General features: G+C 38.7%; 28 protein-coding genes. 7 read left to right on the top strand and 21 right to left on the bottom strand.

Going from position 1 to position 24,097, the window contains the following annotated elements; translation table 11 throughout:
• Positions 1-8: 8 nt before the first annotated feature.
• The 5 genes from lpdA to NHH15_RS11030 form a co-directional block, all read right to left on the bottom strand.
• Positions 9-1,709, bottom strand: coding sequence for a dihydrolipoyl dehydrogenase (gene lpdA / locus NHH15_RS11050; protein ID WP_262066733.1), 1,701 nt, complete (start codon positions 1,707-1,709; stop codon positions 9-11).
• A gap of 15 nt (positions 1,710-1,724) precedes the next feature.
• On the bottom strand, positions 1,725-3,065 hold the full coding sequence (locus tag NHH15_RS11045) for a dihydrolipoamide acetyltransferase family protein (RefSeq protein ID WP_262066732.1): 1,341 nt from the start codon (positions 3,063-3,065) through the stop codon (positions 1,725-1,727).
• 22 nt (positions 3,066-3,087) lie between these two features.
• The gene (locus tag NHH15_RS11040; RefSeq protein ID WP_262066731.1) at positions 3,088-4,062 is read right to left on the bottom strand and encodes an alpha-ketoacid dehydrogenase subunit beta; all 975 of its coding nucleotides are present in this window, start codon (positions 4,060-4,062) and stop codon (positions 3,088-3,090) included.
• Between the two features lie 15 nt (positions 4,063-4,077).
• Complete coding sequence (locus NHH15_RS11035) at positions 4,078-5,034, bottom strand: thiamine pyrophosphate-dependent dehydrogenase E1 component subunit alpha (RefSeq protein ID WP_262066730.1); 957 nt, start codon at positions 5,032-5,034, stop codon at positions 4,078-4,080.
• Between the two features lie 168 nt (positions 5,035-5,202).
• Positions 5,203-5,787, bottom strand: a complete 585-nt coding sequence (locus NHH15_RS11030) for a GDSL-type esterase/lipase family protein (RefSeq protein ID WP_262066729.1) — start codon at positions 5,785-5,787, stop codon at positions 5,203-5,205.
• A gap of 130 nt (positions 5,788-5,917) precedes the next feature.
• Here NHH15_RS11030 and NHH15_RS11025 point away from each other — a divergent pair, with 130 nt between their 5' ends.
• From NHH15_RS11025 to NHH15_RS11000, 6 genes are all read left to right on the top strand, one after another.
• Entirely contained in the window at positions 5,918-7,954 is a 2,037-nt protein-coding gene (locus NHH15_RS11025) for a sigma-54-dependent Fis family transcriptional regulator (RefSeq protein WP_262066728.1), read from the top strand.
• Between the two features lie 167 nt (positions 7,955-8,121).
• The gene (locus NHH15_RS11020; protein ID WP_262066727.1) at positions 8,122-9,459 is read left to right on the top strand and encodes a M24 family metallopeptidase; all 1,338 of its coding nucleotides are present in this window, start codon (positions 8,122-8,124) and stop codon (positions 9,457-9,459) included.
• A 113-nt stretch (positions 9,460-9,572) separates the two neighbouring features.
• Positions 9,573-10,454: an NAD(P)-dependent oxidoreductase gene (locus NHH15_RS11015; protein ID WP_262066726.1), complete on the top strand. Its 882-nt coding sequence runs from the start codon at positions 9,573-9,575 to the stop codon at positions 10,452-10,454.
• Between the two features lie 57 nt (positions 10,455-10,511).
• Positions 10,512-11,228, top strand: coding sequence for a cupin domain-containing protein (locus NHH15_RS11010; protein WP_262066725.1), 717 nt, complete (start codon positions 10,512-10,514; stop codon positions 11,226-11,228).
• A gap of 163 nt (positions 11,229-11,391) precedes the next feature.
• Positions 11,392-12,900, top strand: coding sequence for a sodium:solute symporter family protein (locus tag NHH15_RS11005; protein ID WP_262066724.1), 1,509 nt, complete (start codon positions 11,392-11,394; stop codon positions 12,898-12,900).
• A gap of 142 nt (positions 12,901-13,042) precedes the next feature.
• Positions 13,043-13,168 (top strand): hypothetical protein, encoded by a 126-nt coding sequence (locus NHH15_RS11000; protein WP_262066723.1) that lies wholly within the window; start codon positions 13,043-13,045, stop codon positions 13,166-13,168.
• Positions 13,169-13,246: 78 nt separating this feature from the next.
• Here the strand turns inward: NHH15_RS11000 and NHH15_RS10995 are convergent, their stop codons facing one another.
• The gene (locus NHH15_RS10995; RefSeq protein ID WP_262066722.1) at positions 13,247-14,233 is read right to left on the bottom strand and encodes a lipoate--protein ligase; all 987 of its coding nucleotides are present in this window, start codon (positions 14,231-14,233) and stop codon (positions 13,247-13,249) included.
• 159 nt (positions 14,234-14,392) lie between these two features.
• On the opposite strand from NHH15_RS10995, the gene rpoN reads away from it, so the two are divergent.
• Positions 14,393-15,733 (top strand): RNA polymerase factor sigma-54, encoded by a 1,341-nt coding sequence (rpoN, locus tag NHH15_RS10990; RefSeq protein ID WP_262066721.1) that lies wholly within the window; start codon positions 14,393-14,395, stop codon positions 15,731-15,733.
• Between the two features lie 69 nt (positions 15,734-15,802).
• On the opposite strand, the gene NHH15_RS10985 is transcribed toward rpoN, so the two are convergent.
• The 15 genes from NHH15_RS10985 to rplR form a co-directional block, all read right to left on the bottom strand.
• Entirely contained in the window at positions 15,803-16,339 is a 537-nt protein-coding gene (locus NHH15_RS10985; RefSeq protein WP_262066720.1) for a bL17 family ribosomal protein, read from the bottom strand.
• 64 nt (positions 16,340-16,403) lie between these two features.
• Positions 16,404-17,363, bottom strand: a complete 960-nt coding sequence (locus NHH15_RS10980; protein WP_262066719.1) for a DNA-directed RNA polymerase subunit alpha — start codon at positions 17,361-17,363, stop codon at positions 16,404-16,406.
• A 27-nt stretch (positions 17,364-17,390) separates the two neighbouring features.
• Positions 17,391-17,984: a 30S ribosomal protein S4 gene (gene rpsD / locus NHH15_RS10975; RefSeq protein ID WP_262066718.1), complete on the bottom strand. Its 594-nt coding sequence runs from the start codon at positions 17,982-17,984 to the stop codon at positions 17,391-17,393.
• Positions 17,985-18,002: 18 nt separating this feature from the next.
• Positions 18,003-18,401, bottom strand: a complete 399-nt coding sequence (gene rpsK / locus NHH15_RS10970; protein ID WP_262066717.1) for a 30S ribosomal protein S11 — start codon at positions 18,399-18,401, stop codon at positions 18,003-18,005.
• Between the two features lie 31 nt (positions 18,402-18,432).
• Complete coding sequence (gene rpsM / locus NHH15_RS10965) at positions 18,433-18,801, bottom strand: 30S ribosomal protein S13 (RefSeq protein WP_262066716.1); 369 nt, start codon at positions 18,799-18,801, stop codon at positions 18,433-18,435.
• A gap of 225 nt (positions 18,802-19,026) precedes the next feature.
• A complete protein-coding gene (gene rpmJ / locus NHH15_RS10960) occupies positions 19,027-19,140 on the bottom strand; it encodes a 50S ribosomal protein L36 (RefSeq protein WP_020436478.1) in 114 nt (37 codons plus the stop codon).
• A 114-nt stretch (positions 19,141-19,254) separates the two neighbouring features.
• Entirely contained in the window at positions 19,255-19,473 is a 219-nt protein-coding gene (infA, locus tag NHH15_RS10955; protein WP_262066715.1) for a translation initiation factor IF-1, read from the bottom strand.
• Entirely contained in the window at positions 19,466-19,732 is a 267-nt protein-coding gene (locus tag NHH15_RS10950) for a KOW domain-containing RNA-binding protein (RefSeq protein WP_262066714.1), read from the bottom strand. The genes infA and NHH15_RS10950 overlap by 8 nt, the downstream gene beginning before the upstream one ends.
• A gap of 9 nt (positions 19,733-19,741) precedes the next feature.
• The gene (gene map / locus NHH15_RS10945; protein ID WP_262066713.1) at positions 19,742-20,500 is read right to left on the bottom strand and encodes a type I methionyl aminopeptidase; all 759 of its coding nucleotides are present in this window, start codon (positions 20,498-20,500) and stop codon (positions 19,742-19,744) included.
• 3 nt (positions 20,501-20,503) lie between these two features.
• Entirely contained in the window at positions 20,504-21,148 is a 645-nt protein-coding gene (locus NHH15_RS10940) for an adenylate kinase (RefSeq protein WP_262066712.1), read from the bottom strand.
• Between the two features lie 57 nt (positions 21,149-21,205).
• Positions 21,206-22,522: a preprotein translocase subunit SecY gene (gene secY, locus NHH15_RS10935; protein ID WP_262066711.1), complete on the bottom strand. Its 1,317-nt coding sequence runs from the start codon at positions 22,520-22,522 to the stop codon at positions 21,206-21,208.
• Positions 22,522-22,962 carry a 50S ribosomal protein L15 gene (gene rplO, locus NHH15_RS10930; RefSeq protein ID WP_262066710.1) on the bottom strand — a complete coding sequence of 147 codons (441 nt, stop codon included), beginning with the start codon at positions 22,960-22,962 and terminating at the stop codon, positions 22,522-22,524. The genes secY and rplO overlap by 1 nt, the downstream gene beginning before the upstream one ends.
• A gap of 32 nt (positions 22,963-22,994) precedes the next feature.
• Positions 22,995-23,174, bottom strand: a complete 180-nt coding sequence (gene rpmD, locus NHH15_RS10925; RefSeq protein ID WP_262066709.1) for a 50S ribosomal protein L30 — start codon at positions 23,172-23,174, stop codon at positions 22,995-22,997.
• Positions 23,175-23,190: 16 nt separating this feature from the next.
• Positions 23,191-23,700, bottom strand: coding sequence for a 30S ribosomal protein S5 (rpsE, locus tag NHH15_RS10920; protein ID WP_262066708.1), 510 nt, complete (start codon positions 23,698-23,700; stop codon positions 23,191-23,193).
• Between the two features lie 15 nt (positions 23,701-23,715).
• A complete protein-coding gene (rplR, locus tag NHH15_RS10915; protein WP_262066707.1) occupies positions 23,716-24,084 on the bottom strand; it encodes a 50S ribosomal protein L18 in 369 nt (122 codons plus the stop codon).
• Between the last annotated feature and the right edge of the window lie 13 nt (positions 24,085-24,097).

The following is a 24,097-nucleotide window of genomic DNA, read 5'->3' as shown; positions in this document are numbered from 1 at the left end:
CTTTCCCCCTAGCAATTAATTGCTTTTCCATAAAATGCTGACATAAATCCTTCCCCGATTGCCTCTGAAACTGTTGGATGGGGATGGATTGCCTGCAATACCTCTTCTGCTGTGGCCTCTAGCTCCATCGCTACGGCAATTTCGCCAATCATATCTGTTACATGCTTTCCATATAAATGAACGCCTAATATTTCTCCCAGCTCTTTTTCAATTATTATTTTAACGAGTCCATCACTATCACCTTCAACAAGGGATTTTCCATTGGCCATCATCGGGAATCTTCCAATATTTATGTCATATCCCTTTTCTTTTGCCTGCTTTTCCGTAAGACCAATGCTTGCAACTTCTGGATCCAAATAGATACAGGATGGAATTCGTTCATAGCTCATCTGATGATGTCCGCCACAGATATGTTCCACCGCAACAAAGCCTTCATGAGATGCTGTGTGGGCTAACATTACTTTTCCATTCACATCACCAATTGCATAAATATGAGGAATATTCGTCTGCATATAGTCATTGACTGCAATTGCTTTACGATCAAATTCGATGCCTATTCCCTCTGCATTTAGTCCTTCTGTATTTGCAACACGACCTACTGCCATCAATACAACGTCTGCTTCAACGGATAATTCTTTTCCATCCAGCTCATACATAACAGACTTATCTTTTACTTTTTGAACCTTCGCACTGTTGTAGAAAACGACTCCGTTTTTCTCCATTCGTGTTTTTACCATGCCGGATACTTCTTCATCCACCATTGGCAAAATATTCTCCATTAATTCAAGGACAGTTACCTTTACACCTAAATGGGAAAACACATGAGCAAACTCAATTCCAATTACACCTCCACCAATAATTGCAATTGTTTTTGGAAGCTCCTTCATATCTAACGCTTCTTTACTGGTGATTACATTTGTGTCACCTTCTAATGGAATGAAGGGTGGCATAAACACATTTGACCCTGTGGCTATGATGAAGTTCTCTGATGTGTATTCCTTTTCCTCTACACAAACAGTATGTTCATCTTTAAAGGCTCCTATACCATTTAAGATGGTTACTTTATTCCTTCTTAATAAACCTTCAACACCACTTACTAAAGTGTGTACAACGGACTGCTTACGTTGTTGTAGTTTTTCCATATCAACTTTTACTTTTGATACATCAATTCCCATAACCCCAAATTGTTCTGCTTCTTTTACTTCACTATATAAATTCGCTGTTCGAATCAAGGTTTTAGTTGGAATGCAGCCTTCATTTAAGCAAACTCCTCCAAAATGTTTTGCCTCAACAATTGCTGTTTTCTTTCCAAGCTGTGCCGCTTTGATTGCCGTTTCATATCCTCCCGGTCCTGCTCCAATCACGATAACATCGTAGTCATAACCTGATTTTTCTTCTATTATCTCTTTTGCCGGCTCTGCCTCTTCTTCTGCCTTTACTTCCGTCCCCAAAACGTTTTCCGGATTTTCACCAGCTTCTCCTACTACAGCAATCGGTGTAAACACTTCTGCTGCTTCGCCTTCGGATAACATAATTTTCAAAACCGTACCTGCACAAGTTGCTTCTACCGGCATCGTCGTTTTATCTGTATTGATTTCAAACAGCACTTCGCCTTTTGCCACCTGATCTCCCACTTGTTTATGCCATTTTACCAGCTCACCTTCATCCATATTAAAGCCAAGCTTTGGCATAATAATTACTTCAGCCATCTTTTTACCCCTCTCTTACATTAAGATTTTTAACGGATTCTCCAATAATTCTTTTAAATATGCAACAAACTGTGCCGCCAATAATCCATCAATGACACGATGATCCACAGTAAGCTGGATATTCATCATTGGCCTGATAACCACCTTATCTTCCCCATCTTCTTCTACAACGATTGGTGTTTTACGAACAGAACTAACGGAGAGGATTGCTGATTCCGGCGGGTTGATGATTGCCGTAAAGTTTCCAATTCCAAACATACCAAGGTTTGAAATGGAGAACGTGCCACCTGAATATTCTTCCGGCGATAATTTACCTTCTTTTGCCCGGTCTACCAAATCACGATTTTCTTCTGAAACCTTCGTCAAAGTTTTTTCTTGAACATTTTTAATAACTGGAACAATCAATCCATTATCTCCTGCCACTGCAACTCCAACATTGGTGCTTTCATAGGTGATAATATTCCCATCCACTAAGGAGGTATTGATTCCTGGGTACTTCGTCAACGCTTTGCTTGCTGCATAAACCAGGATGTCAGATACAGTGATTTTCCGTTCAGAAACTTCATTCATCTCCTTGCGGAACGCTGTCATATTCGTTGTATCAATCGCATCTGTAAAATAGAGATGTGGCGCTGTGAACTTGCTTTCTGCTAATTTCTCACCGATTATTTTACGAATTCCCTTGTAAGGCACTGTGGATGCCACTTTTTTACTGCAGCAGCTTGATACTGGTTCTGCCTTTGGTTCTTCTGCTGTTTTTTTAGCCTCAAGCACATCTGCTTTCATCACTTTTCCGCCTACACCAGTTCCAGTCACAGTTGATAAATCCACTCCTGTTTTGTCTGCTAGTTTTCGGGCAAGAGGTGAAGCTTTAATATCTTTTGCAGTAATACCGCCTTCATATCCTGTTCCTTCGATTGAACTTAGACTTTGTGGATCAATACCTTCTTCCTGAATCATGCGTTTTGCTTTTGGTGTCAGTTTCAAATCACCTACTGCCACTTCTGTCTGTGGTGCTGCTTTCTCTTCAGCTGGTGCTGCTTCTACCACCGGTGTTTCTTCTGCTGAGGTGCTTTCGCCACCGCCATAAGCTTGTAATACTGCTTCTGGGTTTTCATCTTTTCCACCAACTACTGCAATTGGTGTAAATACTTCTGCATATTCATTTTCTTCTAACATCGTTTTTAATAAAAAGCCTTCATCCGTTGATTCCACTGGCATAGTTGTTTTATCTGTATTAATTTCAAATAAAACGTCTCCCTTTTTAACCTCTTCGCCAACTGACTTGCACCAACGTACCAGCTGACCTTCATCCATATTGAAACCCAGCTTAGGCATACAAATTACTTCTGCCATTTTTACAACCTCCCTTTCTCAACTACAGTAATTCTTTAATTGCTGCATATATTCTCTTTTCATCTGGTATTAACGGAAATTCCAAAGCCGGGCTAAATGGCAATGGTACATCTGCTGTTCCAAGTCTCTTAACTGGTGCCTCCAAATCGTAAAAAACATCTGGCATAATACGTGTTGCAATTTCACCACTGATGCCAAAGGATTCATGACCTTCATCAATAATAATGAGTTTTCCGGTTTTCTTTACTGATTTGATAATCGTATCTGTATCTAATGGTACAATCGTTCTTAAATCAATATGATCAACTGTGTATCCTTCTTTTTCCAGCTTCTTAATTGCCTTTTCAGCCTTAATCGTCATAAGGGAATTGGTTACTACTGTAATATCCTTTCCTTCCGATACCATTCTTGCCTGTCCAAATGGGATTGTATAATCTTCATCCTCTGGCACATCAAACTTTACTGTATACAGCATTTTATGTTCAAAGAAAACCACTGGATTATTATCTCTGATTGCAGTTTTAAGTAGTCCCTTTGCTTCTGCTGCTGTAGAGGGTACTGCCACCTTCATTCCAGGACAGTGAGCCATCCATGCATGAAAAGACTGGGAGTGTTGAGCCGCCGAAGAACGTCCTCCACCCATTGGCAACCGGATAACCATTGGTACATTTGCCTGTCCTCCTGACATATAGGTGATTTTTGCCATTTGATTACAAATTTGATCCATGGCTACCATAAGAAAGTCTCCAAACATCAACTCTACAACTGGTCTTAATCCTCGAAGCGCAGCTCCTACGCCAAGCCCGACAAACCCTGCTTCTGAAATCGGGGTATCCTTACATCTTAAATCCCCATATTTCTCCATGAGACCTACCGTAGTTTTAAAGTTTCCACCTAAGAATCCTACATCTTCTCCCATATTAAAAACAGAATCGTCCCGTGCCATTTCCTCATCTAAGGCTTCTAAAATGGCATCTCTATACATTATATTTTTCATGATTTTTCTCCCTCCCTAATCTACGAATACGTCTGTGTAAGCTTCTGATACGTCTGCATATGGGCTTTCCTCTGCAAATTTACACGCTTCTTCCATTTCCTTATCAACGAGTTCTTTAATTTCTTTAATCTCAGCTTCTGTTAACAGCGACAACCCTTCCAGATTTGTAATTGGATCTCTCGCTCTCCACTCTGCAACCTCTTCTTCCGGACGATAAACCCCTGGATCTCCAACGTGATGTCCTTGCCAGCGATAGGTCATACACTCAATAATTGTTGGTCCTCCACCTTTTCTGGCTTTGTCGACTGCCTTTTGTGTTGTTTCATATACTTTAAACACATCGTTTCCATCGATTGTAAACCCATCTATGCCATACCCTGCTGCTCTTTTTGCAATGTGATGTTCTTTTGTTACACGACGAATGTCAACAGAAATTCCGTACAGATTGTTTTCAACAACAAATACGATAGGCAAATCCCATGCTGCCGCCATATTTATACTTTCATGAAATGTTCCCTCATTGGATGCTGAGTCTCCAAAGAAACATACTGTAACTTCATCAGTTCCTTTATATAAAGAGGCATATGCAGAACCAACTGCAATTGGAATTTCACCACCCACAATACCATTGGCTCCAAGGATTCCTTTATCCATTGCCATAATATGCATGGATCCACCTTTACCTTTTGAATATCCCGTTCCTTTACCAAGAATTTCAGCCATCATCTTATTTAAGTCTGCACCTCTTGATACCAAATGGCCATGGCCACGGTGGGTACTACCAATATAGTCTTTTTCTTCTAATGCTCCACAGACACCTGCCGCTACTGCTTCTTCTCCTAAATACAGATGAGCTAGTCCTGGCATTAAACCACGCTTATAAAATTCAAATACTTCTTCCTCAAACCTTCTGGTTCGATACATTATTGTATAAAACTCTTTTGCCTTTTGTTTTTTTTCTTGCTTCGTCACAATATTTCCTCCTATTCTTGAATGAAAGCTTATTTTAGATTTTATATATAATAATAAGCAAATATCATGCCAAAGATAAATTCGTCATTTTTTTGACAAATCCCAAAGATATCACACGTATATTGTGTCTTTTTGACACACTATCTGTCATTTTTGATACACATCCTTCTATTCATGTCTCAATATCCATTTTGCCATTAGCAAATTTCCTGCCTCATTCGGATGTAATCCATCCAGAAGGTAATCTTCTCTGGATTTTGTTCCAAGAACCTGTAAGCCCTCTTCAAAATCAACTACTTCTGTATGAAATATTTTCGAAAACTGATGCAGCCATTTTTGATATTGACGGACATGCTTTTCCAGCTCTTGAAAATTGATAAACTCCCTCCACTCCTTTGAAATCATAGAGGGTTCAAAAAACATGGGAATTCCCACTATTGGCACAATTTTATGAAACCATGCCTGGTGAACCAAGGCCATTATATTGCTCTGTATCACTCCAGGAGATACCCCTGCAATCAAATCATTCCATCCTCCCATCACCAATACATTGCTTGCATCAGACTCAATCACATCCCGCTGCATCCGCGCCAGCATGCCTCCCGTTGTATCTCCCGGAATCCCCTTATTTAAATAGGTAAATTTAGATTCTCGATTTAAAATTGTAATCCACTTGTCACTACTATTTATTTGTACTCCTGCGGTAATACTATCGCCCAAACACACTACATTCATACCTTTTTTCATTTTCATTACCTTTCCCGATTCCTCACTTGAATCTGCCAGTCGTCTATGATAAACTTGATACATTGGATAGTATATAGCAAATATTAAGCCAAACTTTAGTCATTTTGACTAAATCCCAATAAGAAGGAGCTTGATTATGATTTCTGAAGAATATCTCACACATTTAAAACAAGCCCGAGAAATTTTTTTCGAAAAGAACGAACTGCCAACGGAATTAGTCGAGAAGCCCATTTTAGATTCTTGGGTTCGCTCTCGCAGCTTTCACTTAATTCCTGATTATGTACAGCCCGAGGTCTTATCAGCCGAACAATTGCAAGGGCGCATCCAAAACAACCAAACACTTTACGATATTGCAACCTCCTTCATGGAATACCTATATCAATCTGTAGCAGGTTCTGGATTTGCCATCATTTTTGCTGATAAAGACGGGTACATTCTCAAAATGATTGGCGATGAAGACGTCATTGAAATAGCCACAACCAAGGACATACCTTTAATAGAAGGAACCTCCCGTTCCGAATCCATCATTGGTACAAACTCCATTGGCACTCCTTTGTACACCAAGGAACCTATTCAGCTTTTTGCTCACGAACATTTTATTGAATTGAGTTCTAATTGGACTTGCTCCGGAGCACCGATTCTTGGCAGCAATGGCGATGTTCTCGGAGTAATCTGTATCAGTGGCGCCTGGAATAAAGTCCACGCCCACACTCTTGGTATGGCTACCGCTGCAAGTGAAGCAATTTCTCGGCAATATTCATTAGCTCTGGCTAATGATAGTTTAACTACGATGCGGGACCACTTACAAACCTCCCTGGACTCCCTGCACACTGGAACATTCCTTTTAGACGAGTTAGACAGAATCACTTTTGTCAACAACACCACCGTAAATACACTGCACTTTTCTACTGAGGAATTAGTGGGACAGCACTATACACGTTTTTTCCCTTACCTGGATTTAAGCACCTTCGAAAAAAGTACCTATGACATCGAAACGACTCTTCAAAGTAAACACGAGAACATCAAATGCTATGTCAGCATTAAATTTATTTCTCACTCTCGTTATAACCACAGCAAAGAAACGGTTTTGATATCTTTTCGCCGTGCCGAATACATCCAGCAATTGGTTAACAAAGTAATCGGTTCCGATGCTCGTTACGTATTTGATAATATCATTGGCTCAAGCCCACAAATCCAGCAGGCAAAAAAGCTGGCCAAGCTTGTGGCTAAAAGCAGCACCAATGTTTTAATCACCGGCGAAAGCGGAACTGGAAAGGAACTTTTTGCGCAATCCATCCACAATCACAGTCCTTTTTCAAAGGGTCCTTTTATTGCACTAAACTGTGGTGCTCTTCCAAAAGAGCTAATCGAAAGTGAACTATTTGGATATGATCCAGGTTCTTTTACCGGCGCAAAGAAGGATGGTCGTGCAGGAAAATTTGAGCTGGCCAACAATGGTACCATCTTTTTAGATGAAATCGGGGACATGCCTTATGAGGTACAAGTAAAACTCTTAAGGGTATTACAAGAGAAAACCGTGACACGTATTGGCGGTAAAAAAACGCTTCCTTTAAATGTACGTATTATCACCGCAACCAACGTTGATTTGGAGGCAGCAATTCAAAACCATACTTTTAGAAGCGATTTATATTATCGTTTAAATGTGTTTAGCCTTCATATTCCGCCGTTGTCAAAAAGAGGATCTGACGTCTTTGATTTAGTTGACTATTTTCTGGAAAAATATCAGAATCCTGACTACGACCCAATTGTTCATATCGATGAGGATGTTAAGGACTTGTTCCTTCATTATCCTTGGCCCGGAAATATTCGTGAGTTAGAAAATGTCATTGAGCGGGTTTGCATCTTAGCCACAAATGGCCGTCTCTCTCTAAATACATTGCCTATGAACATGATTCAATATCATAATTCGAATGCTATAGCACAGTCACCTGAAGAGAATCCCCCTTCTTTAGAGGTTGTTTCCGATCAATCTGCTGCTGCACCAAGTGTTATGACAGCTGAGAAGCAATTAATATTAGAACACCTGACTTGCTCTTCCGGGAATATAAAAAAAGCTGCTGAAAGCCTTGAAATCAGCCGCCGTACACTGTATCGGAAGCTGGAAAAATATCAAATTGATTTGGATAAACTGAGATTTTCCGGACGTTCTTAATGTCTAATAGCTCCATTTTGCATGGAGCTATTTTTTCGCCAATAAACAGTGCGCCATTTTGACTCGCTATGTGCCATTTCTGTCACATAGAAACATTTTGTCACATTGTATCCCAAAGCTTGTCACATCGATACACACAGCGCATTTGTTAAAGAATGCACAAATATATGTTTTTTTTATTAATTATTCTTTGTTTGGCACGGCATTTGCTTTATACATTTGTATCAAATAAACTATTAATAATTTCAAAAAAAGGAGGAACAAATACTATGCAATCAGGTTTTAATGGTGTTGATTTTGAGGATAATATAAATTATGACAGGTTGCGCCGTGAGCGTTTAGCTCGTGCAAAACAATTCCTGGCTGACTCAAAATTCGGAGCTTTACTATGTTATGATTTCGATAATATTCGTTATATAACCGGAACTCACATTGGTGAGTGGAATCGAAATAAAATGAATCGTCACTGCTTATTAATCGACGGGGTGGATCAACCAATACTTTTTGATCCCGCTTGCCCTTCAAAGCGTCAAAGAGTTTCTTGGATTCGTCCAGAAAATATTTTACCTGCAGTTGGTTCGATGAGAGGATCAATTCCGGAAGAAGTCGGAATGGTGGATCAGGAAGTAACTGAGATTACCGGTTTCTTAAAAGAGTACGGTGTAATCGACAAACCTCTTGGAATTGACATTGTTGATATTCCATTGATGCAAGCCTTAGAAAAATTCGGTATTGAAATCGGAGATGCTCAAGGGTTAATGCAAGATGTACGTGTCATCAAAACTGTTGATGAAATCGAGCTTCTAAAATGCTCTGCTGCAATGGTAGACGCTGTTTATTGGGATGTTGCTAAGAATCTTCGTCCTGGTGCAACCGAAAACGAAATGGCAGCATTGATTCAACAAAAATTGTTTGCATGGGGATCTGAATCTGTTGAGTTTGTAAACTGTATTTCCGGAAAACGCGGAAATCCACATAGCCATACCACATCAAACCGTATGATTCGTCCTGGCGAATTAGTTTACTTTGATATCGGAAATGTATACAACGGATATCATACTTGCTACTATCGTACATTCTCTTGTGGTAAACCAACAAAAGAACAAAACGAAGCTTACGCTAAAGCACTGAAATGGATTCGTGATGGTATTGCACAAATCAAACCAGGCAACACTACTGCTGACGTAGCTCGTGTATGGCCTTCAGCAGAGGAATTAGGATTTAATAATGAAAAGGAAGCTTTCTTACTTCAATTTGCTCATGGTATTGGCTTAGGATTATGGGAAAAACCTGCTATCTCTCGTTTATTCTCATTGGATAATCCATTTGAGTTCAAACCAGGTATGACTTTTGCAATCGAAACTTGGTGTCCATCAGCAGATGGTACTGGAAGTGCTCGTATAGAAGAAGAAATCGTAGTCACTGAAACAGGTCATGAAGTAATCACTAAGTTCCCTTCAGACGAAATCGTTTCTTGTGGATTCCCTGGAACAATGTTTCCATAAACAGCAACTATAATTTAACTATTTGAAACAAAACAAAATAAAATGAATAGGAATAAATTTATTTTGTTTGTTTCATTTAATATTATTAAAAAGTGAAATGAGGAGGTATTAAAATGGCAAAAATAGGATGGATTGGATTAGGAAATATGGGAAATCCAATGAGCCAAAACCTGTTAAAAGCAGGTCATGAAGTAACTGTATGGAATCGTACAAAATCAAAGGCTGATGAGGTATTAGCTGCTGGTGCAAAATGGGCAGACTCTCCAAAAGCTGTAACAGAGGCAAGTGATGTCATTTTCACAATGGTTTCAAATGGTCCTACTTTACATGCAGTTAACTTCGGAGATGAAGGTGTCGTAGCAGGTCTTGCATCAGGAAAAATCGTAATTGATATGAGTACAGTTGCTCCATCTGAATCAGCAGCTGTTAATGATGCAATCGAAGCAAAGGGATGCAAATTCCTAAAATGTCCAGTAACAGGAAGTACTGCACTTGCACAAAATGCTACTTTAGGTGTTCTCGGTTCTGGAGACAAAGCTTCTTTTGATGAAGTAACTCCACTTCTCGCTTGCATGAGCGCAAAACAAACTTACTTTGGCGCTGGCGAAGAAGCTCGTGTATTGAAGCTGGCAATCAACTCTATCTTAGCTGCTCAAATGCAGTTATTTGCAGAAGGAATCGTTCTTTGCGAAAAGGCTGGTCTTGATGTTGCAGAAGCTGGCGAAGCAATTGCAGGAAGCGCAGTAGGTTCTCCACTTTATGGATACAAGCACAAAATGGTTGCAGAAGGCCAATATGCTCCAGCATTTAGCGCAAATATGATGATCAAAGATTTGGATCTTGCTTTTGATGCTGCAAAGCAATACAACGCTGCAATGCCTACTGTTGCATTAACAAGACAAAGCTTACAAGCTGCTGTTGCTACTGATAAAGGCGATCTTGATTTCGCAGTTTTAACAAAAGTGTTAGAAGAAAGCTGCGGTATTACTAGATAATTAGAAACAATCAATTTACTTATAAAAATCAAAAAAACAATCTTGGAGGTATATATAATGTTTAAAGCTTATGTACAAAATTATTATGATATGAGATCTATGGCTCCGGCTCAGCACGTAAATGCACACTCTGCACCATTTGCAAATGCTATGAAAATGGGATATGATCCAGCAGGTCCTGACTGGACTTACCAATATTTTTCAATTTGTGAAATCACATATGGTGGAGCTGCTTTAGTAGCGAACCATGGACCTGCAGATCACGTATTCTATATTCTTGAAGGAGAAGGCTATTCAATTATTCAGGGAAAAAGATATGTTTACAAAGCTGGTGATATCATGTGGACACCTGGTAACAGAGATCATGAAATGTATCCAGACGGAACTGCAAACCTGAAATTCTTAGTAACCTTATGTCCACGTGGATTCAAACAGACAGAAGCATATATCAAGAACTTAAATGATGCAAAAGTTACAGAAATGGATGGAGTGACACTCTTCACATTAGCAGATGAGGAATTAACAGGCTCTGCTACTCAGGAATTCCATATTGTTGACGTATACCCAGGAGCAAAGCTTACACTGGATACTCCTAAGTCTGACGTTATCGCTTACATGTACAATGGTAAATGTGTTGCTACTGTTGATGGTGAGAAATTAGAGATGAATCGACAAGAGGATGCTCTTGTTGTACCTATGGGAGCAAAATGGGAAATCGAAAATGTAAGTAAACAGTGTGTACGGTTTGCTTTATCATTAAGTCCTTGTCGTTAATTCGATCATTGATTTTTAAGTACATATAAAAAACCTTTACGGCGCATAATCTTTTTAGTATTTACACATAAAATCTTTATGCGTCGTTTTTTTAACCTTTTTTACCCCTAAAAGCAACAAATATTATACAGAGAGAGTCTCAATTATGAGGAGGATTTAAAGTATGTGGATTTTAATTGCAGTATTATTGTATGAAGTAATATCCATCGGTGGCGTTAGCCTCTATATTCTTAATAAAGAAAAAAAAGAAAAAGCAAAAGAAAAAACTTCGTCCGCTGGTCAAGATGATGACTTTATGACATCTGGCCGCAGTATGTCATCTGTTATGGTTGGTGTGTCTTTAGCACTTGCTATTTTAGGTGCAGTACACGTTTTTGGTATTATGGAAATGGCATGGAATATCGGTGCAGCCAGCATCTGGTTCTCTATTGCCCACGTAACAACAATTGCCGTAATCTGCTTGTTTACTGGACGTTGGCTTCGCCGCATGAAAGTAAACACAGTTCCTGAACTAATTCAAAAATTATTTGGTAAAAGAATAGCCATTATCGTTACTTGTATTGTTGCCGGTCAGACTTTTGCAATTTTGACAATGGAAGTACAGGCATTAGGTATTATCTTCAACACCTTAACCTTTAATAGCGTTAGCATTCAAACAGGTACCGTTATCGGTGGTCTGATTGGTATTTTTTATGTTATCGTAGCTGGAATGAAAGAAGTCGGCTATGTGAATATGATCAATACTGTTGTTATGTATATCGGATTAGCTCTTGGTATCATTTTCTTAAGCAGTGCTATTCCTGGTGGTTGGGATTTCGTTGAAACCTACTACACTACCAATAATATGGAGCACATGATTAATATCATGGGTGGTCCTGGCATATTTGTCACTTTTGGTATTAGTAATATTATTGCCGTAACCTTTGCACAAGGCATTAGTCAAATGGGACTTCAGTCAACAACCGCGGCAAAGAACTCAAAAACAATACGGAAAGCCCTTTGGATTGCTGCACCTGTAAATGGTATATTTGGTATCTTTACCATGGCAATGGGAGTCGCTGCAAAAGCACTCTACAACACCGGATCTCTTGAGATTGCAAACGAATCACTAGCCGCAAAAACAGCAGGTGCCACAATGTTGCTCCAGTATCTTCCTGGCTGGTTGGTAGCCTGGCTCTTGGCATCCTTCTTAGGTGCCGTGCTCTCTACCTTTGCAATTACAACCATGAGCATGGGAACATTGTTTGCAAATAACATCTATACATTAAAAGATCCAAATGTATCTGGTGCTCAAAAAACAAAAATAACCCGAATCTTTATTGTTATTTCAGGTATCGTGGCAATGGGAGTATCATCTTTCTTACCAGAAATTGTAAATGGCGCAAACTGGGCCTTTGCATGGTTGATTCCACTCTTCTTTAACGTTATTTACGGAATGTTCTGGAAGCGTAACAGAAAAGCTGCTGGTGCTACATTCGGTATTGCTTGGGTCTGTGTCCTGCTTTGGACTTACACGCCAGTTCCGGCCATGCTTGGATTAACCGGCGTTCCGCTTCCTTATGTAACCTTAGCGGTATCTTTGGTTGGCGGTATTATATTAAATCTCGTTATACCAGGCGGAAGCACAGGATATTTTAAAACAAAGAAAAGCACAGTTGCTGTAAAAGCGTAAGGAGGTAACCACATGAACTTATTTATGCAATTTTTTGTACAAGCCGTTGCTATGATCATAGGTATCGTTGTCGTATTTCAGTTAATCGGAAAAATTTTTCTGAAGGATACTGATGATGACGAAGAATAGAAGGAGGTAACTTATGGATTTAATTTATGGTTCAGGAGAACTTGGATGGATGACAGGTGTTATTGTTGTTGGAATTATTTATTCTCTTTTTGCTCTCATATGGGGAAAAGGGAAGTTAAATGACGAAGACGAGGAATAGACACGAATTTTATATTTTCTATATCACAGAGATAGAGGAAGGTTTCAAAACCATTCCTCTATCTCTCTTTTGATACACTTACATGCACAAAACTTCAATATAATCATCTAAGCTCAAATTGCTGTAGCAAGCTCCCAGCCCAAATCCCTTCAATGCCTCCTGTAAAGCACCTTCTTCTAAACGGCAGCCAATCAGTTTTTCTTTTAACTCTGGAGTTGCCCCCTCTCCAAAATAATCACCGCGGCTATCATAATCCGTAATTACTCCATTCTCCACATTCATAGAAATATCAATTTTACCACAGCCTTCTATTCTTCTGCTTTTTTGAATTTGAAATTCCGGTGACGCGCCATAATTCCATTCCCATGTATCGTAACGTTCCCTTTGAATTTTTTTCACCTCTTCAATATCTTCTTTGGTCAACGTATACTGTGTCATCTCTCCCTGTACCATGTATTCCCGCAGAACTTGCTTAAAGCGTTCCAAATCTACATCGGCAGGTATATGTGGCCTGATATTAGTAACTCTGCTCCTGATGGATTTAAAGCCCTTAGATTGGATTTTATCCCCAGTCACCTTTAATGCACCTGCTACAACGGATAAGTCTGAATCAAACATTAATGTCCCATGATGCATGATTCTCTTCCCCTTTATATACTGAGAATTTCCCGAAAATTTCTTCCCATCAATTGTAATGTCATTGCGTCCGCTTTGTTCAGCTTCTACACCCAGCCGTTCTAAAGTTTTCACTACAGGTTGACAAAAAGCCTGCAAATTAAGCTGTTCAATGTTGTCTGCATCTACTACGAAAGTAAAATTGATGTTCCCCAAATCATGATAAACTGCTCCACCTCCCGAAAGACGTCTGACTACTTGAATTCCCCTTTCCTTCACGTAGGCAGCATTAATCTCTTCTACTGTATTTTGATGCTTCCCCACCACAATTGTATTTTCATTCTGCCAAAGCATAAAGTATTCCTGATCTTTTGGCATATAATCAAATACATACTCTTCTAACGCTAAATTAAATGCTGGGTTTGTTGATGTACTCTCAATAAAAATCATATTTATCTTCCTCTCTTAACATAGTATTTACTCTATTATAACGCAAAAAACATGCCAATTAAACATTGTCTTTCTCTTGTAAAAATGTTATAATTTTTACTGAAAGAAGAGATTATTTTAGTTATAATAGCCATAAATTCAAAGAAAGGTAAGAGACCTGTGTTTAGTAATACATTAAGTTTGGAACAGCGCCAAATATTGTCTTCAAAGCAGATTCAATCTCTGGAAATATTAGCCTGTACAAATCAAGAACTGGAAAATATCCTGCTCAACGAGTATCTGGAGAATCCAATTTTAGAAAACAGCCATGATAAGCAAAATGATATGATTAAAAATCTTGAAACTTTATACGAAAAAAATACTTCCTATAAAGATCATTATATTAAGTGGGCCGATGATGACTGCAAGTATCGAAATGATATTCAAGCCCTAACCGAAAACGAAATCACCGACTTCTTAATGGGGCAGCTTCATAAAACGGAATATTCATCTGAACAGTGGAAATTAATGAAGTACCTCACCTATTGTTTGGACGAAGAAGGGTTTTTCACCTATGAAGTTTCAGAGATTTCCAAGGTCTCTGGAGCCTCTGAGCAATGTATTTCTGATGCCTTAAATGTATTGAAGAATCTAGAGCCAATCGGCATTTTTTCCGCCGACATTTCTGAATGCCTTCAAAAACAAATGAATGCATCACAAGTAACTGATGAGAAGCTTCACTCCATTGTTGCTCATCATATGGGAGATATCTTACAAGGACGTATCGGAACAGTTTCAAGAACTCTTGGCTTATCCACTGCAAGAGTACGAGAGTATATTCATTATATTGGCACATTAAACCCCAGACCTATTATGAGCCTTGGAAAAGACAATACCCAATATATTATTCCTGATATTCTTATTACTTTTGAAAAAAATACCTGGGATGTAATAATAAATGATAATTGGATGGGAGAATATAAGTATAACGATTACTATCTCCGAATGATGGAAGAATCTAAAGACGAGGAGCTCACTCAATATTTCAAAGAAAAGCTGGAAAGAGCCCGCTTTATCCTCAATTGTGTAGAACAACGGCGTAGCACAATTATCAAAATTATCTATGCTATTTTGGAGTTACAAGAGGATTTTTTCCTGAAAGGCACCCCTTTAAAGCCCATGTGCATGGAGGACGTGGCAAAACGAACCAATTTGCATGTGTCAACCGTCAGCAGAGCCATTAAAGACAAGTATCTTCAGTATCGACATACTATTTTTATCAAAGACCTCTTTACAACAACGGCTTTTTCCTCACAAGAAGATGTTTCGATTGGTAATATCAAGCAGCACATGCAAGAAATTATTGCTGAAGAGGATAAACAAAAACCCCTTAGTGATTTAAAAATCGCCGCTCTTATGCAAGAGAGACAAATCGATATTTCACGCAGAACTGTGACGAAGTATCGGAAACAACTGGGAATTCCCGAATCAAGACAGCGGATCTATTTAAACAAACCTTAGAGCTGTGCTCATACAAAAAAGGTTCTGTCAGATACCAATACGGTACATGACAGAACCCTTTTGAATTCATTATACTAATTCGATAAGTACTTCCATAGCTGCATCACCTTTACGTTGTCCGATCTTAACGATTCTAGTATATCCACCTTGACGGCCTTCATACTTTGGCGCAATCTCATCAAACAATTTTGCAACTAAATCTACTTCTTTTGTGTTTTTCTTTTTTCCAGCCTGTGCTTCTGGAACTTCCTTTACAGGATAAAGCACCTTCAACATTTCACGTCTTGCATGCAATTTGCTTGGCTTATCTTTTTTGATGGTTTTATCAACTTCGTCATAAATTGTAACTTTCTTACCATCTACAACTTCTTTTTCTCTTTTCCCATCTTTGTCTTTCCGAGCTACTTTAGCCTTAACAGTAACCTCTTCAAAGTTATCTTTTTCTCTAACAGCCATTGCAATTAATTTTTCAGCGATTTTTCTGATTTCTTTTGCTTTTGCATCAGTTGTTTTAATTTTTCCATTGCTAAGAAGTGCAGTTACCTGGTTTCTTAACAATGCTTTTCTCTGGCTTGATGTTCTGCCGAGTTTTCTATATTTTGCCATTTTTGTTCTCCTTTTACACTTGGTTATGCTTCTTCGGGCTTACTAGCCAAATGTCACCTGTGTCTTATTCGTCACCTTTTCTAAGGTTAAGACCAAGTTCATCTAGTTTTGCAAGTACTTCTTCCAGAGACTTACGTCCCAGATTACGAACTTTCATCATATCTTCCGATGTTCTATTTGTCAACTCTTCAACGGTATTAATTCCCGCTCTCTTTAAACAGTTGTAAGAACGTACGGACAACTCCAGTTCATCAATGCTCATTTCAAGCACTTTTTCTTTTTCATCATCTTCTTTTTCAATCATTACTTCTGCAGACTGAGCAACTTCTGAAAGATTTACGAACAATTTCAAATGTTCACTTAATACTTTCGCTGCTAAACTTACAGCTTCATCTGGTTGTAGTGTACCGTTGGTAAAAACATCTAATGTTAATTTATCATAGTCTGTAATTTGTCCAACACGAGTATTTTCAACCGCGATATTTACACGCTCTACAGGTGTATAAATAGAATCAATAGGGATTACCGCAATTGGAAGATCCTCATTTTTATTCTTATCTGCACTTACGTATCCTCTGCCTTTTGTGATTGTAATCTCAATATAAAGCTTACTATCAGCTCCACCGCTCAAGGTTGCAATAACAGCATCAGGATTCATGATTTCGATATCTTGATCCACCTGAATATCAGCGGCAGTAACAACTCCTTCACCTTCAAACTCGATGTATGCAATTTTAGGCTCATCTGACTCTGAAGTATTACGAATTGCCAATGATTTCAAATTCATAATGATTTCTGTAACATCTTCTTTTACTCCCGGAATAGAACTAAACTCATGTAAAACTCCGTCAATCTTAACCTGGCTGATTGCAGCCCCCGGTAAGGAAGATAGCATAATTCTTCTAAGAGAGTTTCCTAAGGTTGTTCCATATCCTCTTTCCAAAGGCTCTACAACAAACCTTCCATATTTCTTATCTTCTGAAATCTCACATATTTCAATATTGGGTTTGTTAAAATCAAACACTCGTCCACCTCCTGTGGGAATTAAAGATTATTTAGAGTATAATTCGACGATCAACATTTCATCAACCGGAACATCTATTACATCACGAGCTGGAAGCTCTTTAATTGTTCCTTTCAATGCTTCTTGATCTACGTCTAACCATTCTGGAACCATGCGTCCGCCTGTTGCTTCCAAAATCAGCTTGTAACGTGTTGATCCTTTATGCTTTTCGTTGATTTCAACCACATCTCCAGCCTTAATTAAATAAGATGGAATGTTTACCACTTTACCATTTACTGTAACGTGCTTATGGTCAACAATTTGTCTTGCTTCTCTTCTTGTTCTTGCAAGTCCCATACGGAAAATTACGTTATCCAGTCTAGTCTCAAGAATAATCATAAGATTTTCACCGGTCATACCGCTCATTTTCTTAGCCTTGCTATAGTAATTTCTAAAAGGTTTTTCTAATACACCATAGATAAACTTCGCTTTTTGCTTCTCACGTAACTGAAGACCATACTCACTCATTTTTCTATTTGCTCTTTTTAACTGTCTGTTGGATTTTTTATCTATTCCAAGATAGATAGGATCCATCCCGAGAGATCTACATCTTTTTAAAACCGGAACTCTGTTCACTGCCATGTTCTTGTATTCCTCCTACTAAACTCTTCTACGTTTTGGTGGTCTGCAACCATTATGTGGTACAGGTGTAACGTCCTTGATGCTTGTTACATCAATTCCTACTGCTTGAAGTGCACGGATTGCTGCTTCTCTCCCTGAACCTGGTCCCTTAACCATAACGTCTACTGATTTTAAACCATGTACTAATGCTGCTTTTGCTGCTGTTTCAGCTGCCATTTGCGCTGCATAAGGAGTAGATTTCTTTGAACCTCTAAAGCCCAGACCGCCAGCACTTGCCCATGATAAAGCATTTCCTTGTGCATCTGTTAATGTAACGATTGTGTTGTTAAAAGATGACTGGATGTGCGCTTGTCCGCGTTCAACGTTTTTCTTGACACGTTTTTTTGTCACTTTTTTTGTAACTTTTTTTGCTGCCATGTAAACTAACCTACTTTCTCTTTTTATTTAATTATTTCTTCTTATTTGCTACTGTTCTCTTAGGACCTTTTCTTGTTCTTGCATTTGTCTTAGTCTTCTGACCACGAACTGGAAGTCCTTTTCTGTGACGAATTCCTCTATAGCATCCAATTTCTTGGAGTCTCTTAATGTTTAAAGCGATTTCTCTACGTAAATCTCCTTCTACCTGTTGTGTCTCGTCAATTACTTTACTGATTTTCTTTTCGTCATCTGTAGTTAAATCTCTACAACGAATGTCAGGATCAACTCCTGCTTCTTCTAAAATACGTGTTGCGCTTGGTCTTCCAATTCCATAAATATATGTCAGTCCAATCTCTACGCGCTTGTCTCTTGGTAAATCTACACCTGCTATACGAGCCATGTGATTCTCCTCCATCTTTCTTTTCTTATTAGTATTGTCTTAAATTGGGGAATAAACTTCCCAGACGTGTCGGTATTCACGTCCTTTCCGGCTACTGAAAACAGTAATGACGCGCCGGTATGTAAGCAATATACGAGGATTTTCACCGGCTAATGGTGTCCCTTGTATATTAAATAGCATATAAATGCTATCAGCCGCCTAAATTAGTCGCATAAACCACTACTTTTAGCCTTGTCTTTGTTTATGCTTTGGATTTTCGCAAATCACTCGAATGCTTCCTTTTCTTCTAATGATTTTGCATTTTTCACAAATTGGTTTAACTGATGATCTTACCTTCATGGTGATCCTCCTTTCATCCGCTGCAAACCTTAAAACTTCAACATTTTCCCTTCTCGTGGACGGAAACATGCTTATACATTATATGATAAATGCAGACAGAAGTCAATAACTATCCTACTTGTCTCTCCAAATTATTCTGCCTTTGGACAAATCGTATGGAGAAAGCTCTAATGTAACTTTATCTCCTGGCAATATTTTAATAAAATTCATTCTTAACTTACCACTAATGTGCGCCAACACTTGATGCCCATTTTCCAGTTCAACTTGGAACATGGCATTTGGCAACTTCTCTACTACTACTCCCTCAATTTCAATTACATCGTCTTTAGACATATGCGTCCTCCTTATTTTCACCTAAGAGTGCTTCTTTTATCACTCGTTTTATTGCGACATCATCACTTGTTTGAATGTCATAAATTGAATTGGTTCTTTGTACGTGTCTTTTCTTTTTCTTCTTCGGTTTATCCAATGTTTTCTTTTGACCATCTACCAGATAAAGATATTCATCTTCTATCTCACATATCAGATATGCTTCTCCTGCATCGTGTCCGGCCTTGGAATAAACCAACATTCCTATTTTAAATACATCCATGTTCATACCCTACTTCTTTGGCAACGACAGAATCTCAGGTTCTCCCGTAGTAATTAAAACTGTGTTTTCATAATGAGAAGATAAGGAAGAATCTCTTGAAACAACTGTCCAGTCATCATCCAACCACTCTACTTCCCATGTGCCAGCATTAATCATAGGCTCAATAGCCAAAGTCATTCCTGCTTTTAACTTAAGACCTTTTCGCTCCACTTCATAGTTGGGTATTTCTGGTGCTTCATGAAGATTCGTTCCAATCCCGTGACCACACAAATCCCGTACCACGCCATAACCTCTGTCATTTGCGTATTTTCCGATTGCAGCCGATATATCAAAAAGGTGGTTTCCTTCTTTTGCAAACTTGATTCCTTCAAAAAAAGACTCTTCTGTCACACGAATCAAATCCGCTGCTTCCTGTGAGATTTCTCCCACTCCATAAGTTCTGGCAGCATCAGAATGATACCCTTTGTAAATCACACCTGCGTCCAAACTGACAATATCTCCCTCCTGCAAAATGCGTTTTGCACTCGGGATACCATGTACAACCTCTTCATTCACGGAAACACAGATTGACGCAGGATAACCATTATAGTTCAGAAAAGAGGGAATACAATCGTAGCTTCGTATCAGCTCTTCTCCCTTCTTATCTATATCCAGGGTACTGATTCCAGGTCTGATAATCTCTTTGAGCTCATCATGCACTCTACCTAATATGACACCTGCTTGTTGCATCAATTCAATTTCTCTCGGTGATTTTATTGTGACTGCCATACTCTACGCTCCCAAAATCTCAACAATTGCTTGAAATACATCCTCAATATCGATGGTACCATCTACACTCTTTAATGCACCTGCATTGCTATAGTAATCAATTAACGGTTGTGTCTGTTCGTGATAAACAGAAAGTCTCTTTGATACTGTTTCCGGTTTGTCATCTTCTCTTAAGATAAGACTTCCTTCGCATTGATCGCAGATTCCTTCCTTCTTTGGAGCAGCATAAACTAAATGATACGTTGCACCACAATCCACGCAAGCTCTTCTTCCAGACATTCTTCTTACAATATTCTCATCTGGTACTTCTACATCAATTGCGAAATCAATTTTCTGGCCAACAGCCTCTAGTGCCTTTGTCAAAGCCTCTGCTTGAGGAATTGTACGAGGAAAACCGTCTAAAACATAACCTTTTTCACAATCTTCATTCTGAATTCTATCCACTACCAACTCAACGACCAGTTCATCTGGAACCAACAATCCCTGATCCATATATGTTTTGGCTTTTTCTCCTAGAGGAGTACCATTTTTAATGTTTGCTCTAAATATATCTCCAGTTGAAATATGGGGTATTTTATACTTTTCCGAAATTTTTATCGCCTGGGTTCCTTTTCCAGCACCCGGAGCTCCTAACATAATTATTCTCATTATCCACATCTCCTTATAGCATTTTAACCCGCAGATAGAAATCTGCGAGTCAAAATATTAATTATTTAAAAAACCTTTATAGTTTCTAACAAGCATCTGTGCTTCAATTTGTTTCACCGTCTCCAATATAACACTCACAATAATAATCAGTGATGTTCCTGCAAAAGAGACACTGGCACCCAACCACCCATTAAAGAAGATTGGAATAACTTGAATAATTACAAGTCCACATGCACCGATAAAAACTATATAATTCAATATGTGTGACAGATAATCAACCGTTGGCTTCCCTGGTCTTATTCCTGGGATAAAGCCACCGCTCTTCTTCATATTGTTGGCAATCTCTAACGGATTAAAGGTAATCGTTGTATAGAAATATGCAAAGAGTATCGTCAGAACTATATATACAATCAGCCCCCATGAGTAATAAATTCTTTCAGGATTACACCAGTTACTTTGGTTTAATCCTTTTAAAATTTCGCTTCCGATTCCTTTTCCATTCCCTTTGCCCAAAAGAGAAGCGATAACAATCGGAAACTGCATCAATGATGATGCAAAAATAATGGGTACGACTCCCGCTGTATTCACTTTTAAAGGTATATTTGTGGATTGTCCACCATAAGTTTTTCTACCCACAACCTTCTGTGAATACTGTACTGCAATCTTGCGTTCTCCGCCTTGAAGTAATACAACCAAAAATACCAAAACAATAATAATTGCAATAATAATCAATGCTGCCAAAACAGCTTTTGGAATACTTTTGCCTTTTACGAACTGATCAAACAGTGTCGTTATATCACTTGGTACTCTGGATAAAATATTAATTGCTAATACAATCGATATTCCATTTCCAACACCTTTTTCAGTAATTCTTTCTCCAACCCACATAAGGAAGGTAGAACCAGCTGTTAATGTAAGTACAACTATTGCTGCATTAACGAAATTATAGTTCACCAAGAGACCACTGCGGCCAAATCCAATTGCCATAGCTGAAGACTCAACCAGCGCAAGGATTGCCGTTAAATATCTGGTCATTTTCTGGATTTTCTTTCTTCCGTCCTCTCCCTCTTTTTGCATCTCTTCTAACTTTGGAATTGCAATTGTTAAAAGCTGCATAATAATCGAAGAAGTAATGTAAGGTGTGATACTCAAAGCGAAAATAGCCATTCGCTCAAAGGATCCACCTGTAAATGCATTGAAAAAGTTGAAATTCTCACCCGTCGCCGTAGCAAAAAAGTTCTTTATATAATCCGGATTTACACCCGGTGTCGGTAATTCAGAACCAATCCTTATAACAATTAACATCAAAAATGTAAAGATTAATTTTTTACGTATATCTTTGATTGCAAATGCTTTTCGGAATGTATCTAACATTAAATCACCTCTGCTTTTCCGCCTAAGGCTTCAATCTTTTCAGCCGCTGATGCACTAAATGCATTCGCCTGAACTGTAAGCTTCTTAGTGAATTCTCCATTTCCAAGAATCTTAACACCATCTTTTGGGTTTCTAACAATTCCTTGTTCCATCAGAGTTTCAATTGATACTACAGCATCATTTTCAAACACCTCAAGAGCACTTAAATTGATTCCAATAATCTCTTTTGAATTTCTGTTGGTAAACCCTCTCTTTGGTATTCTTCTATATAATGGCATCTGACCACCTTCGAATCCCGGTCTTGTACCTCCGGAACGCGCTCTTTGGCCTTTATGTCCCTTACCGGCTGTCTTACCATTACCAGAACCATGTCCGCGGCCTCTTCTAAAGTTATTACTTTGTTTTGCCCCGTCCGCTGGTCTTAAACTTGATAAGTCCATTGTGACACCTCCTTATTCTATAATTCAATATCCTATGCTTCTTCTACTTTTACCAAGTGTCTAACTTGATTAATCATTCCTCTTGTTGCTGCGTTATCTGGAAGCTCAACTGTCTTATTTAACTTTCTAAGTCCCATAGCTTGAACAGTCTTTTTATGCTTTGGTACAGCACCAATTGTAGATTTCACTAACGTGATTTTTAAATTTGCCATCTCGCGTATCGCCTCCTTAGCCTAAGATTTCTTCAATCGTTTTACCGCGAAGAATACTAACTTCCTCCGGAGTCTTTACTTGTGTCAATCCATCAATTGTAGCAAGAACTACGTTCTGCTTATTGTTGGATCCAAGTGACTTTGTACGGATGTTTTTAATTCCTGCCATCTCGATAACAGCACGCGCCGGTCCACCGGCAATAACTCCTGTACCATCTGGAGCTTTCTTAAGCAATACAGATGCTCCTCCAAATTTTCCGATAAAATCGTGTACAATACTTCCGTTATCATCTAAAGCTACAGAAATAAGATTCTTTGCAGCATCTTCTTTTCCTTTACGAATAGCTTCAGGGATTTCTGTTGCTTTTCCTAAGCCTGCACCAACGTGACCATTTCCATCACCGACAACTACTAAAGCTGTGAATCTGAAGTTACGACCACCTTTTACGACCTTGGTAACACGCTTGATAGATACTACTTTTTCTGCTAGTTCCATTTGACTAGCATCAATACGTTCTCGTTTCACTAGTGTCTCCTCCTTCTAGAAATTCAATCCAGCTTCACGCGCTGCATCTGCTAATGCTTGAATTTTACCCTGGTATATAAAGCCGCCTCTATCAAAGACTACATCCTTAATACCTTTTTCTACTGCTTTTTCACCAATTACTTTTCCTAAATATGCTGCTGCATCAACGTTGTTAGTTTTTTCTAAGTTTGCTTTCACATCTTTTTGAAGAGTGGAAGCAGAAACTAAAGTATTTCCAACTGTATCGTCAATAATTTGAGCATACATATGATTATTGCTTCTAAACACAGCTAAACGTGGGCATTCAGGTGTTCCACTGAAACGGTTACGTATTTTAAGGTGTTTTTTCACACGTACTTTACTTCTTGATTTCTTGTTAACCATTTTCACACTCTCC

Source organism: Aequitasia blattaphilus (assembly GCF_024721305.1).
GTDB lineage: Bacteria > Bacillota > Clostridia > Lachnospirales > Lachnospiraceae > Aequitasia > Aequitasia blattaphila.
This window is presented reverse-complemented; position numbering and strand designations above follow the sequence as displayed.

Coding starts and splice junctions, on each gene's coding strand:
- NHH15_RS10995 (WP_262066722.1), bottom strand. CDS start 14,233: ATGATTTTTATTGAGAGTACATCAACAAACCCAGCATTTAATTTAGCG.
- NHH15_RS11045 (WP_262066732.1), bottom strand. CDS start 3,065: ATGGCAGAAGTAATTTGTATGCCTAAGCTGGGTTTCAATATGGATGAA.
- NHH15_RS11000 (WP_262066723.1), top strand. CDS start 13,043: ATGGATTTAATTTATGGTTCAGGAGAACTTGGATGGATGACAGGTGTT.
- infA (WP_262066715.1), bottom strand. CDS start 19,473: ATGTCTAAAGACGATGTAATTGAAATTGAGGGAGTAGTAGTAGAGAAG.
- rpsK (WP_262066717.1), bottom strand. CDS start 18,401: ATGGCAGCAAAAAAAGTTACAAAAAAAGTGACAAAAAAACGTGTCAAG.
- rpmJ (WP_020436478.1), bottom strand. CDS start 19,140: ATGAAGGTAAGATCATCAGTTAAACCAATTTGTGAAAAATGCAAAATC.
- NHH15_RS11015 (WP_262066726.1), top strand. CDS start 9,573: ATGGCAAAAATAGGATGGATTGGATTAGGAAATATGGGAAATCCAATG.
- NHH15_RS11025 (WP_262066728.1), top strand. CDS start 5,918: ATGATTTCTGAAGAATATCTCACACATTTAAAACAAGCCCGAGAAATT.
- NHH15_RS11020 (WP_262066727.1), top strand. CDS start 8,122: ATGTTTTTTTTATTAATTATTCTTTGTTTGGCACGGCATTTGCTTTAT.
- rplO (WP_262066710.1), bottom strand. CDS start 22,962: ATGGACTTATCAAGTTTAAGACCAGCGGACGGGGCAAAACAAAGTAAT.
- lpdA (WP_262066733.1), bottom strand. CDS start 1,709: ATGGCTGAAGTAATTATTATGCCAAAGCTTGGCTTTAATATGGATGAA.
- rpsD (WP_262066718.1), bottom strand. CDS start 17,984: ATGGCAGTGAACAGAGTTCCGGTTTTAAAAAGATGTAGATCTCTCGGG.
- rpmD (WP_262066709.1), bottom strand. CDS start 23,174: ATGGCAAATTTAAAAATCACGTTAGTGAAATCTACAATTGGTGCTGTA.
- rpsM (WP_262066716.1), bottom strand. CDS start 18,801: ATGGCTCGTATAGCAGGTGTAGATTTACCAAGAGACAAGCGCGTAGAG.
- NHH15_RS11010 (WP_262066725.1), top strand. CDS start 10,512: ATGTTTAAAGCTTATGTACAAAATTATTATGATATGAGATCTATGGCT.
- secY (WP_262066711.1), bottom strand. CDS start 22,522: ATGTTAGATACATTCCGAAAAGCATTTGCAATCAAAGATATACGTAAA.
- rplR (WP_262066707.1), bottom strand. CDS start 24,084: ATGGTTAACAAGAAATCAAGAAGTAAAGTACGTGTGAAAAAACACCTT.
- NHH15_RS11005 (WP_262066724.1), top strand. CDS start 11,392: ATGTGGATTTTAATTGCAGTATTATTGTATGAAGTAATATCCATCGGT.
- NHH15_RS11030 (WP_262066729.1), bottom strand. CDS start 5,787: ATGAAAATGAAAAAAGGTATGAATGTAGTGTGTTTGGGCGATAGTATT.
- map (WP_262066713.1), bottom strand. CDS start 20,500: ATGGCAGTCACAATAAAATCACCGAGAGAAATTGAATTGATGCAACAA.
- NHH15_RS11040 (WP_262066731.1), bottom strand. CDS start 4,062: ATGAAAAATATAATGTATAGAGATGCCATTTTAGAAGCCTTAGATGAG.
- NHH15_RS10940 (WP_262066712.1), bottom strand. CDS start 21,148: ATGAGAATAATTATGTTAGGAGCTCCGGGTGCTGGAAAAGGAACCCAG.
- NHH15_RS10985 (WP_262066720.1), bottom strand. CDS start 16,339: ATGGCAAAATATAGAAAACTCGGCAGAACATCAAGCCAGAGAAAAGCA.
- NHH15_RS10950 (WP_262066714.1), bottom strand. CDS start 19,732: ATGGATGTATTTAAAATAGGAATGTTGGTTTATTCCAAGGCCGGACAC.